Origin of the sequence: Rugosimonospora africana (genome assembly GCF_016862975.1) — a bacterium.
Classification (GTDB): Bacteria; Actinomycetota; Actinomycetes; order Mycobacteriales; family Micromonosporaceae; genus Rugosimonospora; species Rugosimonospora africana.
Map to the genome: position 1 here is coordinate 1 of NZ_BONZ01000106.1, position 12,509 is coordinate 12,509.

Sequence of the window (12,509 nt, forward strand, 5' to 3'; positions counted from 1 at the left end):
GGCGGACCTGATCGCTCTGGGAGCGACGGAGCCGTCGGCGCAGCCGCAGCCGGACCGGTGGCGGGTGCTGCTGGACCCGGCCGGGCACCCATTCTGCATCAGCACCAGCGTCTGAGGTGGGGTTGTCGTGAGCGAGGCGCGGGTGGGGCGGTTGATGACCGCGAAGGCGCATCCGGGGCGGGGTGGTGAGCTGGCGGCCGCGTTGGTGCGGGTCGCGGGTACGCTGCGCGACTTTCCGGGCTGTGAGCTGTACGTCATCAATCAGGACCGGGCGGATCCGGACACGGTGTACGCGTTCGAGGTGTGGTCCGACGAGGCCGCGGTGAACGCGGCGTTGGAGGCGGCGCGGACGGCCGAGGATCCGCCGGTGAGCATGGCCGACGTGATGGCGCTGGTGGACGGCCGGCCGCAGCGGGTGGACCTGGTGCCGTGCGGTGGGGTCGGGCTGGCTGGGTAGGTGGGCATCCCGGGGGCCGGTCGGCCGGCCCCCGGTCGGCCGCCCCCGGCGTAGGGCGTGGCCGCACGGTAGGCCCACCTGATTTGGCTCGTGCGGTGAGGGCCGTCCGGTGTGGCCGGGCGGCCCTCAGTCGCTGTCGAACCAGGCCCAGCGGCCTTCGCGGTGGCCGATGCCGGCCTCGTCGAGCCAGGACCGCAACGCCCGGACGTTGCCCTCGATGGCGAGGTGGTCGCCGAGGTCGCCCCGGTCGACGAGGGCGCGGAAGCAGGCGACCAGGGTGTCGCGCGGGTCGGGTTCGGGTGGCTGTTGCCCGCAGCGGCGGCCCAGCGCGTCGACGAGCCGGTTCAGGTCTCGTGCGGGTACGTAGACGGAGTACGCGTACTCGCGGCCGTCCTTGTCCGCACGGGACGGGTAGTCGTAGAACTCGGTGAAGTCGATTTCGTCGCGATCGCGTCCGGCTCCGAAGTCCAGCCACAGGGTGAACACGCAGTCGGCGGGCATCCGGTGGCGGCGCAGCAGTTCGTGGCGCATCGACGGGACTCCCGGGGGTCGGGGGTACGGCCGGTTCCGAGGGTAGCGCCCGCGCCGCGCCGTGCCGGGTCGGGTCGGGTCGGGTTGCTACAGGCCGACGCCGACCAGGGGGTTGGCGCGCCAGCGGTCGACTTCCTCGACGTAGCCGAGCAGTGTGGCGGAGCCGTCTTTCCAGCCGCCGTGGCGGGCGATGCGTAGCGGGTCGGCGCCGGCGCGGTAGGTCTCGGTGGCGTAGCCGCGGCGCAGGCTGTGCCCTGACCAGGCGGCGGCCGGGTCCAGGCCGGCGGCGAGCGCGGTGCGTTTGACGATCAGGGCGACGGCCTGGCCGGTGAGCCGTCCGTCGGTGGTGCCTCGTCCGGCGGCGGCCCGGCCGAGGCGGCCGTGCCGGTCGACGCGGACGAACAGCGGGCCGGTGGTGCGGTCGGTGGTGGCGAGCAGGGCCAGCCACGCCTGGGTGACACGTACCGGGCAGGTGTCGGGGTGCGATCCGTAGGGCAGTGCGACGATCCGGCCGGCGGAGTCGCGGTCGGTCTTCGAGGTGCGGATGGTGACCTGCAGGCCGGCGTCGGTGACGACCAGGTCGCCGAGGTCGAGGGCGGCGAGTTCGGAGCGGCGGGCGCCGAGGGCGAAGCCCACCACGAGCAGTGCCCGGTCCCGTACTCCGGCGGGGGTGTCGAGATCGAGGGCGGTGACCATCGCGCGCAGCGAGGTCACTGTGACCGGGGCGGCCTTGTGCACCTGGGGGGTGCCGTTGACGGCGCGCTCCCGGCGGTGGGTGCGCAGGACGGCCCGGGCCAGTCCGAGGTCGGGCCGTTCGTGGCCGGCGGCGCGGTGCGCGGTGGAGATCGCGGCGAGGGCGCGTTCGATGGTGGTCGGGGCCTTGCCCGCGTCGACGAGCGTGTTGGTGTATTCGGCCAGGGTGGCGGGTGTCGCCGGCAGTGGGGCCAGGCCGCGGTGGGCGGTCCAGGTGGTGAATCGCGACCAGTCGCCGGCGTAGACCCGCCGGGTGGAGGCGGGTACGGATTCGGCGACCCGGCGGCGGGTCGCTTCGGACAGGCCACCGCCGGCCGGTTCCACCGCCGTCGGGGTCAGGGTGGCCGGTTGTCTCCCGGCTCCGTCTCTTCCGGCCCCGTGTTTCCCGGCTCCGTGGGGGCCCTCAATCTGATTCACGAGAAGGAATGTTATCGGGAATCAGTCGTTCTGTCTTGCGCGTGATAGTTACTGTTCCCGATAATGTAGAAACACTTCTTTGTTACGACGTAACTAATGGATCGGTGGTGGGGGATGGCCGGCGACGACAGCGGTGCACGGGACGGCAGCGGGGCCGCGACGGTGCCCGACGGGCAGGTCCGGCGCTGCGGATACGGCCAGTGTGGGCGCGCGCTGGACTACGACGGACGTGGCCGGCCGCCCGAGTACTGCCCGGACCGCCGCTGGGAGCCAGGCGGTCGCAGCTGCCGGCAGATGGCCGCGGCGGCCCGCGTCGCGGAGCGTGCCGCAGGTCTCGACGGTCCGCTGGATTCCTTCCGTGCCACCGGTTCCCGGGTCATCGCGGCGGCCGAACCGCTGGCCGGGCAGCTGACCGACCTCCTCACCGCGATCGCTGAGGTCAGGGACGGTGCCTTGACCCGGATCGGTGAGGCGGAGAGCGCGAGCACCGCCGCCGATCAGCGTGCCGCCGCCGCGCAGGTCGACACCGACCGGGCCACCCGGGCCGCGCAGCAGGCCGAGACGGACCGTGACGTCGCCCAGGCTGACGCCCGGCGGGCCGAGCAGCGGGCGGAGGCCGCGCGCCGGGATGCCGAGGAGCAGGTCCGCCGGGCGTGGGACCGGGTCGCCGAGGCGGACCGGTCCCGGGGCCAGGCCGAGGCCGCGGGTGCGCTGGCGACCGCGGGCCAGGCAGAGGAGGTGCGCCGGCGTGAGGCCGCCGACCAGCGAGCGGCTGCCGCGCTGGCCGACCGTGACGGGGTGCGCGCCGAGTTGCACGCGGCTCATGCCGTGGCGGCCGACCTGCGTACCCAGCTCGCTTCGGCGGGTGCCCGGGCGGATCTCGCCGCGACCGAGGCCGCCCACCTGCGCGAGCAGTTGACCGCGCTGCGGACCGAACTCGACGCGCTACGCGAACAGCAGCGGGCCGACGCCGACCGGGCGCGGGCCCTGGCCGACGAGTTTCAGGCCGCCGCCGGGCAGCGGGACGCCGCGGCGGCCGAAGCGTCCCGGCTTGCCGCGGACACCGACCGGCTGGGGCGGGACCTGGTCGCGGCCACCGATGCCACCACCGCCGCGGTCCGCCGCGCCGAACGTGCCGAGACGCTGGTCGACCGGCTCGCCGCCGCGCTGCCGGCCGCGGTCGCGCCGGCCACCACGGCTAGCGACACCACGGCGAGCGCCCCCGAACCGCTCGGGGGCGGCCCCGCGTGACACCGGTGGGGGGATCAGTTCCTGGGGAAGATCTCGGTCTCGGGGCGCTGCAGGTACTCCATCGCCGCGGTGAACTTCGGGTCGCCGAAGCGTCGCTGCGTCTCCTTGGGCGTCACGTCCTCGATGTGGGTGGCTCCTCTGCACGCGGGACAGTGCCACCGACGCTAGCCCCCATGTAGGTCAGGTCCCGTCCTGCTTCGGCCCGCCCCCTGTCGGGCGGGCCGCCTCTACCCGGCCAGGTCGAGGATTCCCCACCCGGGTGGCAGGACCGCGGCGGCCTGTTCCGGCCGGGTCGTCGCGTAGTACGCCTCCAGTTCCAGCGCCGCCCGGGCGGCGTGCCCGACGGACAGGTCCCCGCCGGCCGCCCGGGCCAGCTCACCGACCTGCCACACCGAATCCACCCCACCGACCCGGTCGGTCGCCAGCGGCAGGATCACGATCGCCGAGGTCGTGGTCAGCAGCCGCAGGTGCGCCGCCGCCCCGTCGTCGCCGACCGCGGCCCGGGCGCTGGCCAGGCACACCGCCGGGATGCCCAACTGCCGGCGTTCGTCGCTGATCTCGGCGATCAGCTCGCCGACCGCGACGTGCCCGGCCACGTACGCCAGCAGCGCGGAGGTGTCCAGGACCGCCGCGACATCGCTCACGCCGCCTCACCGGCGGCGCCGGGGCGGCCGAGCATCCGCCGCGCCTCGGTGAGGGCGTCCGCCGGGATCGGCTCCCGGAGCCGGTCCCGCCAGCGGCGCTTGCCGGCCTCGGTGATGTCGAAACCGGCCGCCCGCAGGATCTCGTCGGTGCGCTCGGCGTGGATGTGGGCGCGTACCACGTCGGTCACCGCGGCCGACACGTTGTCCTGCTGGTCGAGCCAGGCGGCGACGTCGTCGGGGACGCTGATGCTGCGTTTGGCGGTCATGCGGGCCTCCCGGCGGGGTGAGCGGCACGGCGAGCGGTCATACCGCGATCCTACCAGCGCCGGGCGGAGGTGCCGGGGCCGTCGCGCCGCCAGCCGGCGCGGGGTCACGGCAGGTCGCCGGCCCATGCGGCCAGCAGCTCCACCAGGCCCCGCAGCCGGTCCACCGCCGCCTGGCCGCCCTCGTCCTGCCCGTACTGCGGATGCCCGAATGTCCCGTCCCGGAGCACCCGGCTGAGCACGGCCGGCCCGAACCAGCAGTATTTCGCGGCACCGCAGATCGCGATCGCGCGCCGTACCGGGTCCGGGGAGCCGGTGAACCCGCCGTCGCGCAGGCCGGCGAGGTACCCGTCGGTGACCGTGGCGGTGATCTCCGGCAGCAGCACGGCGTCGATCAGCCCGTCGGTGACGCTGTCGACGATCAGGTTGGCGGCGTCCTCGCCGATCGCGCCGTCGCCGATGAACGACCAGTCCAGCAGCACGCTGGTACCCGCGTCGTCGATCAGGTTGGTCGGCCACACGTCGAGGTGGCACAGCGTCCGGGGCTGTGCCTCGGCGGCGGCCCGGTACCGGTCGCGGCGCTCCCACAGCTGCCGCAGGCACTGGCGTACGCCGGCCGGCCACACCTCGGCCAGGGGATGGTTCCAGTGTTCATCGCGGTCGATCCACACCACCCGGCTGGGGCCGTGGTCCAGGTACTGGGCCAGCCACCGGCGTGACAGCCACGGCAGGTCGGGCACCCGGCCCGCCCACCGCGCCTGCGCGGCACCCAGTTCGTGGGCGAAGGCTCCCAGCCGCGGTACCGGCCAGGAGGTCCCCGGTACGCCCGGCACGTCGGCCAGCCACAACTCCACCGCGCCACCCGGGCGGGTACCGGTGGCCAGCGGCTCGGGTACGGCGATGCCGGCGTCGGCGTACACCCGGCCGGCCAGCCCCGTCGTGTACGCGAGCACCTCGCGCCGCCAGTAGTTGTAGTGGGTCGGCTCGTCGCTGGTCGGCCACGAGGAGCCGGCCGTGCCCGACGGTGGCTGGGCCACCTTCAGGATGGCGGTACCGCCCGGCCCCCGTACCCGCCAGATCCCACCGGTGGCGGCGTTGCCCTCGTTGTGCCGCAGCGGTGTCGCGGTCTCGATCCGGCCGCCGAGAACGTCGGGCAGGATCTGGCAGGACAGGTCGACGTCGGTGGTCTGCACGATGGGCCCCCGGTTGCGGACGCGCGGATGGATGACGGCCACCGTAGCGACCCCGGGTGCCGGAAAGATCCGCTTCTGGGCCGATGATCTGAGCCCCCGCGCCCCGTATCGTTGAAGCAGATCCCGGCACCGACCAACGGCCAACGCGCCCCGGCTGGTATGACCGTGCGATGGTCGAAGACGTGTCCACCGACGAGAGCATGCGCGAGCGGATGCTGGCCGGCGAGCTGTACATCGCCGACGATCCGCACCTGGCCGCCGACGCCGCCCGCGCACAGACGCTGAGCCACCGGTACAACACCATGGATCCCACGGACGGCGCCGGTCGCCGGGCGGTGCTCGCCGAGCTGCTGGGTGCGCTCGGCGAGGGTACGGAGATCCGGCCGCCGTTCCACTGCGACTACGGCTACCAGACCTTCATCGGCGCGCGGACGTTCGCCAACTTCGGCCTGGTGTGCCTGGACGTGGCCCGGGTGACCATCGGCGACGACGTGCAGATCGGCCCCAACGTGCAGCTTCTGACGCCCACCCACCCCGTCGAGGCGGGCCCACGGCGAGACAAGTGGGAAGCGGCCCGACCGATCGCGATCGGCGACAACGTCTGGCTCGGCGGCGGCGCGATCGTCTGTCCCGGCGTCACGATCGGGGAGAACACCGTGGTCGGGGCCGGTGCGGTGGTCACCCGCGACCTGCCGGCCAACGTCGTCGCGGTCGGCAATCCGGCACGCGTCATCCGGCACCTGGCGCCGTAGCCGTCGCCGCGCCGGCCCGTCGCAGCGCTGCGCCGTCGTGTTGCCGCGGACGGCCGGCCACCGCGTTGTGTACATCCGTACACTCCATGTGTACAGTTGTACAGATGGAGGTGAAGCCCGCACCGAGCCGCCGGGTCCGGCGGTTCGACCCGCAACGCCGGGAACGCATCCTGGACGCCGCGATCGAGGTCATCGCCGAACACGGCGTGGCGGCCACGACGCACCGGCTGATCGCCCAGGCGGCGGACGTGCCACTGGGCTCGCTGACGTACCACTTCACCAGCCTCGACGACCTGCGCGCGCAGGCGTTCACCCGGTTGGCGCAACGGCTGTCGGCGGCGTACGCGGCACACTTCGACGCGGTGCGCACGCCCGACGAGCTGATCGAGGCGATCACCGACATGGTGCACGGCAACGTCGGCGCCGACGCGGGGGAGTGGACCGTCAGCTACGAGCTCTACCTGGCCGCGCTGCGCGACCCGGCACTGCGGACGGTGACCGAGGAGTGGATGCGCACCAGCCGCACGGTGCTGGAACGCTACGTCGACCCGGACACCGCCCGTGGCCTCGACGCCCTGATCGAGGGCCTGGTCATGCACCGCATGCTGTCGACCGCACCGTTCCCGCGCCACATCACCCGGGCCGCGGTCGCCCGCGCTGTCGCGCCCGAGCCCGGTACCGCCGCGCCGGGCACACCCACCCCCGAACCCGGAGGACGCCGATGACCTTGACCACCGCGCCGCCCGCGGCCGCCACCGTCCGCGCCGCCACCGCGGCCACCTTCACCGCCTTCATCGGCTCGGGGTTCGCGTTCGCCAGCTGGGCCGCACGCATCCCGCAGGTACGCGACCGCCTGCACCTGTCCCCGGGAACCCTCGGCCTCGTGCTGCTCGCGGTCGCCGCCGGCTCGCTGCTCGCGCTGCCGCTGTCCGGCCCCCTCGTCACCCGGTTCGGGTCCGCCACGACGGTCCGGGTGATGGCCGTCGTGCTCGGCGTCGGCCTCGCCACCGCGGCGTTTGGTTCCCTCGTCGGCGTGGTCCCGGTGGTCGTCGGGCTGGTCCTGCTGGGCTTCGGCAACGGCGCGTGGGACGTGGCCATGAACGTCCAGGGCACCGTCGTGGAGCGGCACCTCGGCCGGTCGATCATGTCCCGGTTCCACGCCGGGTTCAGCCTCGGCACCGTCGCCGGCGCGTTGCTCGGCGCGGCCATGGTCGCGACGCACGTGTCGGTCGCCGTGCACCTGACCGCGGTCGCGGTCGTCGTCGCGGCATCCGTGTCGTGGTCCGCGCGACGCTTCGTACCCGACCACGACGACACCGAGCCGGTCAGCACCGGGCAACCGGCCCGGTCGAGTGCCCTGACCGCCTGGCGGGAGCCGCGCACGCTGCTCGTCGGGGTGTTCGTGCTCGCCTTCGCGTTCGCCGAAGGCACCGGCAACGACTGGATCAGCGTCGCCACCATCGACGACCGCCACGTGCCGGCCGCGCTCGGGACGCTCGCCTTCGCCGGCTTCCTGTTCGCGATGACCGTCGGCCGCTGGGTGGGACCGGGACTGCTCGACCGCTACGGCAGGGTTCCGGTCGTGCGGACCTTCGCGCTGATCGGCATCGCCGGTGCGCTGCTGTTCGTCTTCGGGCCGTCGCCGGTGTACGCGTTCGGCACGCTGCTGTGGGGCGGCGGCGTCTCGCTCGGATTCCCGGTCGGGATGAGCGCGGGCGCCGACGACCCGCGCCGGGCGGCCGCCCGGGTCAGCGTCATCGCGTCGATCGGCTACTGCGCCTTCCTCGGCGGGCCGCCCACCATCGGCTTCCTCGGCGACCACGTCACCGTGCTGCGCGCGCTGACACTCGTCGCCGTACTGCTCGGCCTGGCCACCCTGCTCGCCACCAGCGTCCGCCCGCTGGATACCGGCGACGCGTCCGCCCCGCGCGACGACCGGCGGGCCGCCACCCGATCCGGATAGTCGACCGCGCCCGATCCCTTCACCCGGAGGGGCCGCGGCGGGGTCCGGTGCGCTCTGGTTGCGGCCGCCGGGGGAGAGCCCGGTCTATGCCGACGTCAAAGGCCCTTCAGGACACGATCAAGTGCCGACCGGCCTGCGGGCCCCCAGTTCGGCTTGCCGCCGGGCAGGCCGCGATCCCCGTTCTGGCCCATCAGCATCAAGAACAGGCTCTTCATCGCGGCCAGCCCGCGCGCCCGTCGGACCGTCGCCTCGTCCGCCTGCCCGTAGCTGTCGAAGAACCGCGAGGCGCCGCCCTCGGGGAGCAGCAGCCAGGCGGCCGCGAGGTCCCACGCCGGATCGCCGGCGAAGACCGCGCCGAAGTCGACGATGCCCGCCAGTGTGCCGTCCGCGATGACGACGTTCGCGGGATGCAGGTCACCGTGCACCCACACCCGTGGGCCCTGCCACTCCGGAGCCGCCACCGCGTCGCCCCACACAGCCCGGATGTCGTCCTCGGCGAATCCGTCGAGGTCCACGGCCCGCAGGAAGTGCTCGAAGCCGTCGGTGCATTCCTTGGGGTGAGCGCCGAAGTCCGAGGCGTCCGGCGCGTCGGCGGGCGCCTCGACATGCAGCGCCTTGAGAAAGGCCGCCAGCATGTCGGCCGCGTGGTCGCCGCGGGTGATCGAGCCGTGGTCCAGGGGCGTGCCTTCAACCCAGGTCATGACCGTCCAGATCTTGGGGAAGCGCTCGGACGGTGTACCGCTTCGCACCGGAGTCGGGATCGGAAGCGGCAGGCGTGAGGCCAGCAGCGGCAGCCAGCGGCGCTCCTTGAGTTGGAGATCGAAGCTTTTGTCCATCCGCTGCATCCGGACAGCCAAGTCGTCCCCGAGGCGCCACATCTGGTTTCCCCAGCCGCCCGCCACCTCGCGGATGGGCAGCCCAGCCAGGTCCGGATGCTGCTCCCGCAGCAAGTCGCGGACCAGAGCTTCACTGATCTCAAACTCGGATTCAAGCACGGCGAGTCACGGTACTTGAGCGCTGCCAAGTGAGTTTCCGCTGGCGCCGGTGTCGGCGTCCGGCACGGTGCTGGACGCCGACACCGGTCAGGTCAGGCCGCCGACGCGCCAGCGTCGGCCCGGCGCAGTTGCCGGGCCAGGAACTCGTTGTCGACCCCGAACCAGCGAATGGTGCGGTGATCGCCCGGGTTGGCGTGCAGCGTCTTCTCCGGCGAGGCGAACGCGTCGAACAGTGCCAGAGCGGATTGGCGGTCGACGTGCTCGTCGTCCCAGGGGAGCAGGAACTGGACCGGTACGGTGATCCGTCTCGCCGCCTCGATCAGCGCCTGGTCGACGACGAACCCGCCACCGAAGATGGCGGCGGTGATCCTGGGCTCGACCGCCGTCAGCGGTATCCCGATCGCGGTGCCCAGTGAGATGCCACCGCCGTAGCCGATCGGCGCTTCGGTGCCGATCTCGGGCAGTTGCTGGAGGGCGTCCAGGGTCGCCTGCCATTCCGGCACGGCACGCTGTGCCAGTGCGGCGCCGTAGCCGGCGCTGATCGACGCGACGCGTTCGCCGTCGCCCGCCGTCATCGCCTGCCGCAGGCCGGCGCGGGCCTGCTCGTCCTGCGCCGTACGCGGGCGGTCGCCGTGTCCGGGCGCGTCGATGGCGACCACGGTGAAACCCCAGGTGGTCACGGTGTCGTGCGCCCGGGCCACGAGTGCCGGGGTCTTCTTGTGCAGGCCGCCACCGTGACCCATCAGCACCAGGGGCGCGTGATCGGAGCCGGATGCGGGGGACCAGAGCACACCGGGGACCTCGCCCACGACGAAGTCGCGTTCGACGACACCGTTCGCCGATGTCTGGGCGGTGAAGTGCACAGAATGCATGGGTTGTTGCCTTTCGGGAGTGCCTCGTCGAAGCGCTCCCGGCGACCCCTACGTCAATCGCCCGACCGTGACGAAGCGAGGGAGCACCCACCTCGATACAGCGTTCATGGGTCTCACCTCCTCGCGCGATGCCACGGCGTACCGCACGCTACCGCGCGACGACGTCTGCGGCCAACCATTTTCCGAGGACCGGTGGGGAAGCGGTCGGCCAGCCCGGCGAATGCTGGCCCTGATCACCTGCGATGAGCAGGCCCGATGCTGTCCCGACTGTGGGGTGCGGTCCGGGCGGCCGCGCTCCTGGTACGCACTCGTCCGCGGGACCTGCCCGAAGTAAGTCGGGCATCGCCGAACCAAGATCGGGAGATGCATAAAGGATTCATATAAAGCTGCTATGCTTCAGGCATGAGTCGTCGAGACGCCGCACACGGCGCTTCTGATGCCATCGGGTCAGCCCTCTACGGTCTGGCCACCAGGGCCGTGAGACGCCTTCCCCGCGACATGAGCCTGACGTCCGCCGCCACCTTGGCCACCCTGGACAAGACCGGCCCGCGACGGATCACCGATCTGGCGGTGGCCGAGGGCGTCACCCAGCCCGCGATGACTGTCCTGGTCCGGGTGATGGAGGAATCCGGGCTGGTCGAGCGGAAGGGCGATCCGTCCGACAAGCGGGTCACGCTGGTGTGCCTGACCGAGGCCGGCGCGTCGTACGTCCGGACGCGAGGCCAGGCGGGCGTCGACGCGTACGCGCGGTTGATCGACGAACTCACCGGTGACGAGGTCGAGGCCTTGGCAGCGGCCCTTCCGGCGCTGCTGCATCTGGCGGAGCTCGAAAGCCACGCCCGAGAGGAGTCGGACCGATGACCGCGGCCCAGGCTCATGACCAGCCCGTGAGCACTGCCCTGATACGTTCCGAGGCACGTCTGCTGGTCCCCGCCCTGATGTTCATCGCCCTGGTCGTGGCGGCGGTCGCCAGCCTCGGGACGCCGCTGATCACCAGCGTGGCGACCAGGTTGCACGTCTCCCTCGACAGCGCGCAGTGGACGCTGACCATCGCCCTGCTCAGCGGCGCCGTCGCCACACCCGTCCTCGGCCGGCTCGGAGCCGGTCCGCACCGGCGGGCCACGATTCTCGCCACGCTGGCGATCGTCGTCGCCGGCAGCGCGCTCACCGTGCTACCGCTGCCGTTCGCCTGGCTGCTCGTGGGCAGAGCGGCCCAAGGCGTCGGACTCGGTCTCACGGCGCTGATGATGGGCGTTGCCCGTGACCATCTTCCCGAGGAGCGCAGCGCGGCCACGATCGCCCTGATCTCAGTGGTCTCCATCATCGGAGCCGGCGTCGGCTACCCGCTGGCCGCGCTGCTCGCCGAGTTCGGCGGACTGCGGGCCGCCTACGGCCTCGGCCTGCTCGTCACCGCCATCGCCTTCGTGACCGCGTGGCGCTCGGTGCCCGCAGCTCCCGAAGGCCGCTCCGCTCACGTGAACGTGGCCGGTGCGCTCGTCCTGGCGGGTGGACTGCTCCTCGTCCTGTTCCTGGCCGGCGAGAGGAGCCTGTGGAGCCGGCATCTCGCCGTGGCGGTGGCCCTTGCCGTCGCCGCCGTACTCCTGCTCTGCGTCTGGACCGTTTCCGAACTGCGAACCAAGACGCCCCTGGTCGACGTCCGGGCGGTACGGCACCCGGCGGTCGCCGGGGCGAACATCGCCATGTTCGTCGGCGGGAGCGGCATGTACCTCCTGCTCACGCTCATCACCCGCTACGCGCAGACGCCGCACAGCGCCGGCTACGGCTTCGGACTGACCACCTTCGTGGCGGGGCTGGTCCTCATCCCGTTCTCCGTGCTGGGGTTCGTCGCCGGCAAGCTCACGCCGCGGGTCCGCGAACGGATCGACGGCCCCCTGCTCCTGGCCGGCAGCGCCGCCATCGTCGGCGGCGGGTTCGTCCTGTTCGCCACCGCCCGGTCCAACCTGGCCGAACTGCTCGCGGCCATGGGCGTGCTGGGCTTCGGCGTCGGCAGCTTCTCCGCCGCCATGCCCGGCGTCATCCTGGCCGTCACCCCCAAGAGCGAGACGTCGAGCGCCATGAGCTTCAACTACGTCGTCCGCAGCGTCGGGTACTCCCTGGGCAGCGCCATCGGCGGCCTCTTCCTGGCCGCCGGCACCGCCAAGGGCCGCCTCTTCCCGAACCACGACGCCTACACGACCGCGGCGCTGGTCGGCGTCGCCGCGATGGCGATCACGACGATGACCAGCCTCGCCCTCGCCCGCCGACGCTCACCCGAGACCAATCCGATCACAGCCCCAGTCGGTGTGCCGAGCCTGGGCCGGTCGAGTCGAACCGGAAGCTGAGGATCGAAGCCGTCCGACTTCGACGCCGTCTCCGTCGGCTCGCTGACCCACAGCGCGCCGGCCATGGATCTGAGCA

15 protein-coding genes are annotated in these 12,509 nt (G+C 72.7%); 8 read left to right on the forward strand and 7 right to left on the reverse strand.

The window, feature by feature from the left end; all coding sequences use genetic code 11:
* Together Raf01_RS44570 and Raf01_RS44575 are read left to right on the forward strand one after the other, a co-directional pair.
* A partial coding sequence (locus Raf01_RS44570; RefSeq protein ID WP_308442706.1) for a VOC family protein occupies positions 1 to 115 on the forward strand: 115 nt, incomplete at its 5' end.
* 12 nt (positions 116 to 127) lie between these two features.
* A complete protein-coding gene (locus Raf01_RS44575) occupies positions 128 to 457 on the forward strand; it encodes a putative quinol monooxygenase (RefSeq protein WP_203924223.1) in 330 nt (109 codons plus the stop codon).
* 126 nt (positions 458 to 583) lie between these two features.
* Here the strand turns inward: Raf01_RS44575 and Raf01_RS44580 are convergent, their stop codons facing one another.
* Entirely contained in the window at positions 584 to 988 is a 405-nt protein-coding gene (locus Raf01_RS44580) for a hypothetical protein (RefSeq protein ID WP_203924224.1), read from the reverse strand.
* Between the two features lie 87 nt (positions 989 to 1,075).
* Positions 1,076 to 2,158: a site-specific integrase gene (locus Raf01_RS44585; protein WP_203924225.1), complete on the reverse strand. Its 1,083-nt coding sequence runs from the start codon at positions 2,156 to 2,158 to the stop codon at positions 1,076 to 1,078.
* A gap of 96 nt (positions 2,159 to 2,254) precedes the next feature.
* Here Raf01_RS44585 and Raf01_RS44590 point away from each other — a divergent pair, with 96 nt between their 5' ends.
* The gene (locus Raf01_RS44590; protein ID WP_203924226.1) at positions 2,255 to 3,409 is read left to right on the forward strand and encodes a coiled-coil domain-containing protein; all 1,155 of its coding nucleotides are present in this window, start codon (positions 2,255 to 2,257) and stop codon (positions 3,407 to 3,409) included.
* A 227-nt stretch (positions 3,410 to 3,636) separates the two neighbouring features.
* Here Raf01_RS44590 and Raf01_RS44595 read toward each other — a convergent pair whose 3' ends face one another.
* From Raf01_RS44595 to Raf01_RS44605, 3 genes are all read right to left on the reverse strand, one after another.
* Positions 3,637 to 4,053: a hypothetical protein gene (locus Raf01_RS44595; RefSeq protein WP_203924227.1), complete on the reverse strand. Its 417-nt coding sequence runs from the start codon at positions 4,051 to 4,053 to the stop codon at positions 3,637 to 3,639.
* Positions 4,050 to 4,319, reverse strand: coding sequence for a hypothetical protein (locus Raf01_RS44600; RefSeq protein ID WP_203924228.1), 270 nt, complete (start codon positions 4,317 to 4,319; stop codon positions 4,050 to 4,052). Before Raf01_RS44600 ends, Raf01_RS44595 begins: the two co-directional genes overlap by 4 nt.
* A gap of 104 nt (positions 4,320 to 4,423) precedes the next feature.
* Positions 4,424 to 5,509 carry an aminoglycoside phosphotransferase family protein gene (locus Raf01_RS44605; RefSeq protein ID WP_203924229.1) on the reverse strand — a complete coding sequence of 362 codons (1,086 nt, stop codon included), beginning with the start codon at positions 5,507 to 5,509 and terminating at the stop codon, positions 4,424 to 4,426.
* A gap of 170 nt (positions 5,510 to 5,679) precedes the next feature.
* On the opposite strand from Raf01_RS44605, the gene Raf01_RS44610 reads away from it, so the two are divergent.
* The 3 genes from Raf01_RS44610 (at position 5,680) to Raf01_RS44620 (ending at position 8,224) form a co-directional block, all read left to right on the forward strand.
* The gene (locus Raf01_RS44610; protein WP_239134469.1) at positions 5,680 to 6,261 is read left to right on the forward strand and encodes a sugar O-acetyltransferase; all 582 of its coding nucleotides are present in this window, start codon (positions 5,680 to 5,682) and stop codon (positions 6,259 to 6,261) included.
* A gap of 104 nt (positions 6,262 to 6,365) precedes the next feature.
* Positions 6,366 to 6,986: a TetR/AcrR family transcriptional regulator gene (locus Raf01_RS44615; protein WP_203924230.1), complete on the forward strand. Its 621-nt coding sequence runs from the start codon at positions 6,366 to 6,368 to the stop codon at positions 6,984 to 6,986.
* Positions 6,983 to 8,224 (forward strand): MFS transporter, encoded by a 1,242-nt coding sequence (locus Raf01_RS44620; RefSeq protein ID WP_203924231.1) that lies wholly within the window; start codon positions 6,983 to 6,985, stop codon positions 8,222 to 8,224. The genes Raf01_RS44615 and Raf01_RS44620 overlap by 4 nt, the downstream gene beginning before the upstream one ends.
* A 95-nt stretch (positions 8,225 to 8,319) precedes the next feature.
* On the opposite strand, the gene Raf01_RS44625 is transcribed toward Raf01_RS44620, so the two are convergent.
* Both Raf01_RS44625 and Raf01_RS44630 read right to left on the reverse strand, forming a co-directional pair.
* Complete coding sequence (locus Raf01_RS44625) at positions 8,320 to 9,126, reverse strand: aminoglycoside phosphotransferase family protein (protein WP_308442705.1); 807 nt, start codon at positions 9,124 to 9,126, stop codon at positions 8,320 to 8,322.
* A 185-nt stretch (positions 9,127 to 9,311) separates the two neighbouring features.
* On the reverse strand, positions 9,312 to 10,091 hold the full coding sequence (locus tag Raf01_RS44630; RefSeq protein WP_203924233.1) for a dienelactone hydrolase family protein: 780 nt from the start codon (positions 10,089 to 10,091) through the stop codon (positions 9,312 to 9,314).
* Between the two features lie 498 nt (positions 10,092 to 10,589).
* On the opposite strand from Raf01_RS44630, the gene Raf01_RS44635 reads away from it, so the two are divergent.
* Both Raf01_RS44635 and Raf01_RS44640 read left to right on the forward strand, forming a co-directional pair.
* Complete coding sequence (locus Raf01_RS44635) at positions 10,590 to 10,952, forward strand: MarR family winged helix-turn-helix transcriptional regulator (RefSeq protein WP_203924267.1); 363 nt, start codon at positions 10,590 to 10,592, stop codon at positions 10,950 to 10,952.
* Between the two features lie 26 nt (positions 10,953 to 10,978).
* Complete coding sequence (locus Raf01_RS44640; RefSeq protein WP_203924234.1) at positions 10,979 to 12,433, forward strand: MFS transporter; 1,455 nt, start codon at positions 10,979 to 10,981, stop codon at positions 12,431 to 12,433.
* Positions 12,434 to 12,509 lie beyond the last annotated feature (76 nt).

Bases quoted from the DNA above. Each gene is read 5' to 3' on its own strand.
- Raf01_RS44580 (WP_203924224.1), bottom strand. From the start codon at position 988: ATGCGCCACGAACTGCTGCGCCGCCACCGGATGCCCGCCGACTGCGTG.
- Raf01_RS44590 (WP_203924226.1), top strand. From the start codon at position 2,255: ATGGATCGGTGGTGGGGGATGGCCGGCGACGACAGCGGTGCACGGGAC.
- Raf01_RS44600 (WP_203924228.1), bottom strand. From the start codon at position 4,319: ATGACCGCCAAACGCAGCATCAGCGTCCCCGACGACGTCGCCGCCTGG.
- Raf01_RS44610 (WP_239134469.1), top strand. From the start codon at position 5,680: ATGGTCGAAGACGTGTCCACCGACGAGAGCATGCGCGAGCGGATGCTG.
- Raf01_RS44615 (WP_203924230.1), top strand. From the start codon at position 6,366: ATGGAGGTGAAGCCCGCACCGAGCCGCCGGGTCCGGCGGTTCGACCCG.
- Raf01_RS44620 (WP_203924231.1), top strand. From the start codon at position 6,983: ATGACCTTGACCACCGCGCCGCCCGCGGCCGCCACCGTCCGCGCCGCC.
- Raf01_RS44630 (WP_203924233.1), bottom strand. From the start codon at position 10,091: ATGCATTCTGTGCACTTCACCGCCCAGACATCGGCGAACGGTGTCGTC.
- Raf01_RS44635 (WP_203924267.1), top strand. From the start codon at position 10,590: ATGAGCCTGACGTCCGCCGCCACCTTGGCCACCCTGGACAAGACCGGC.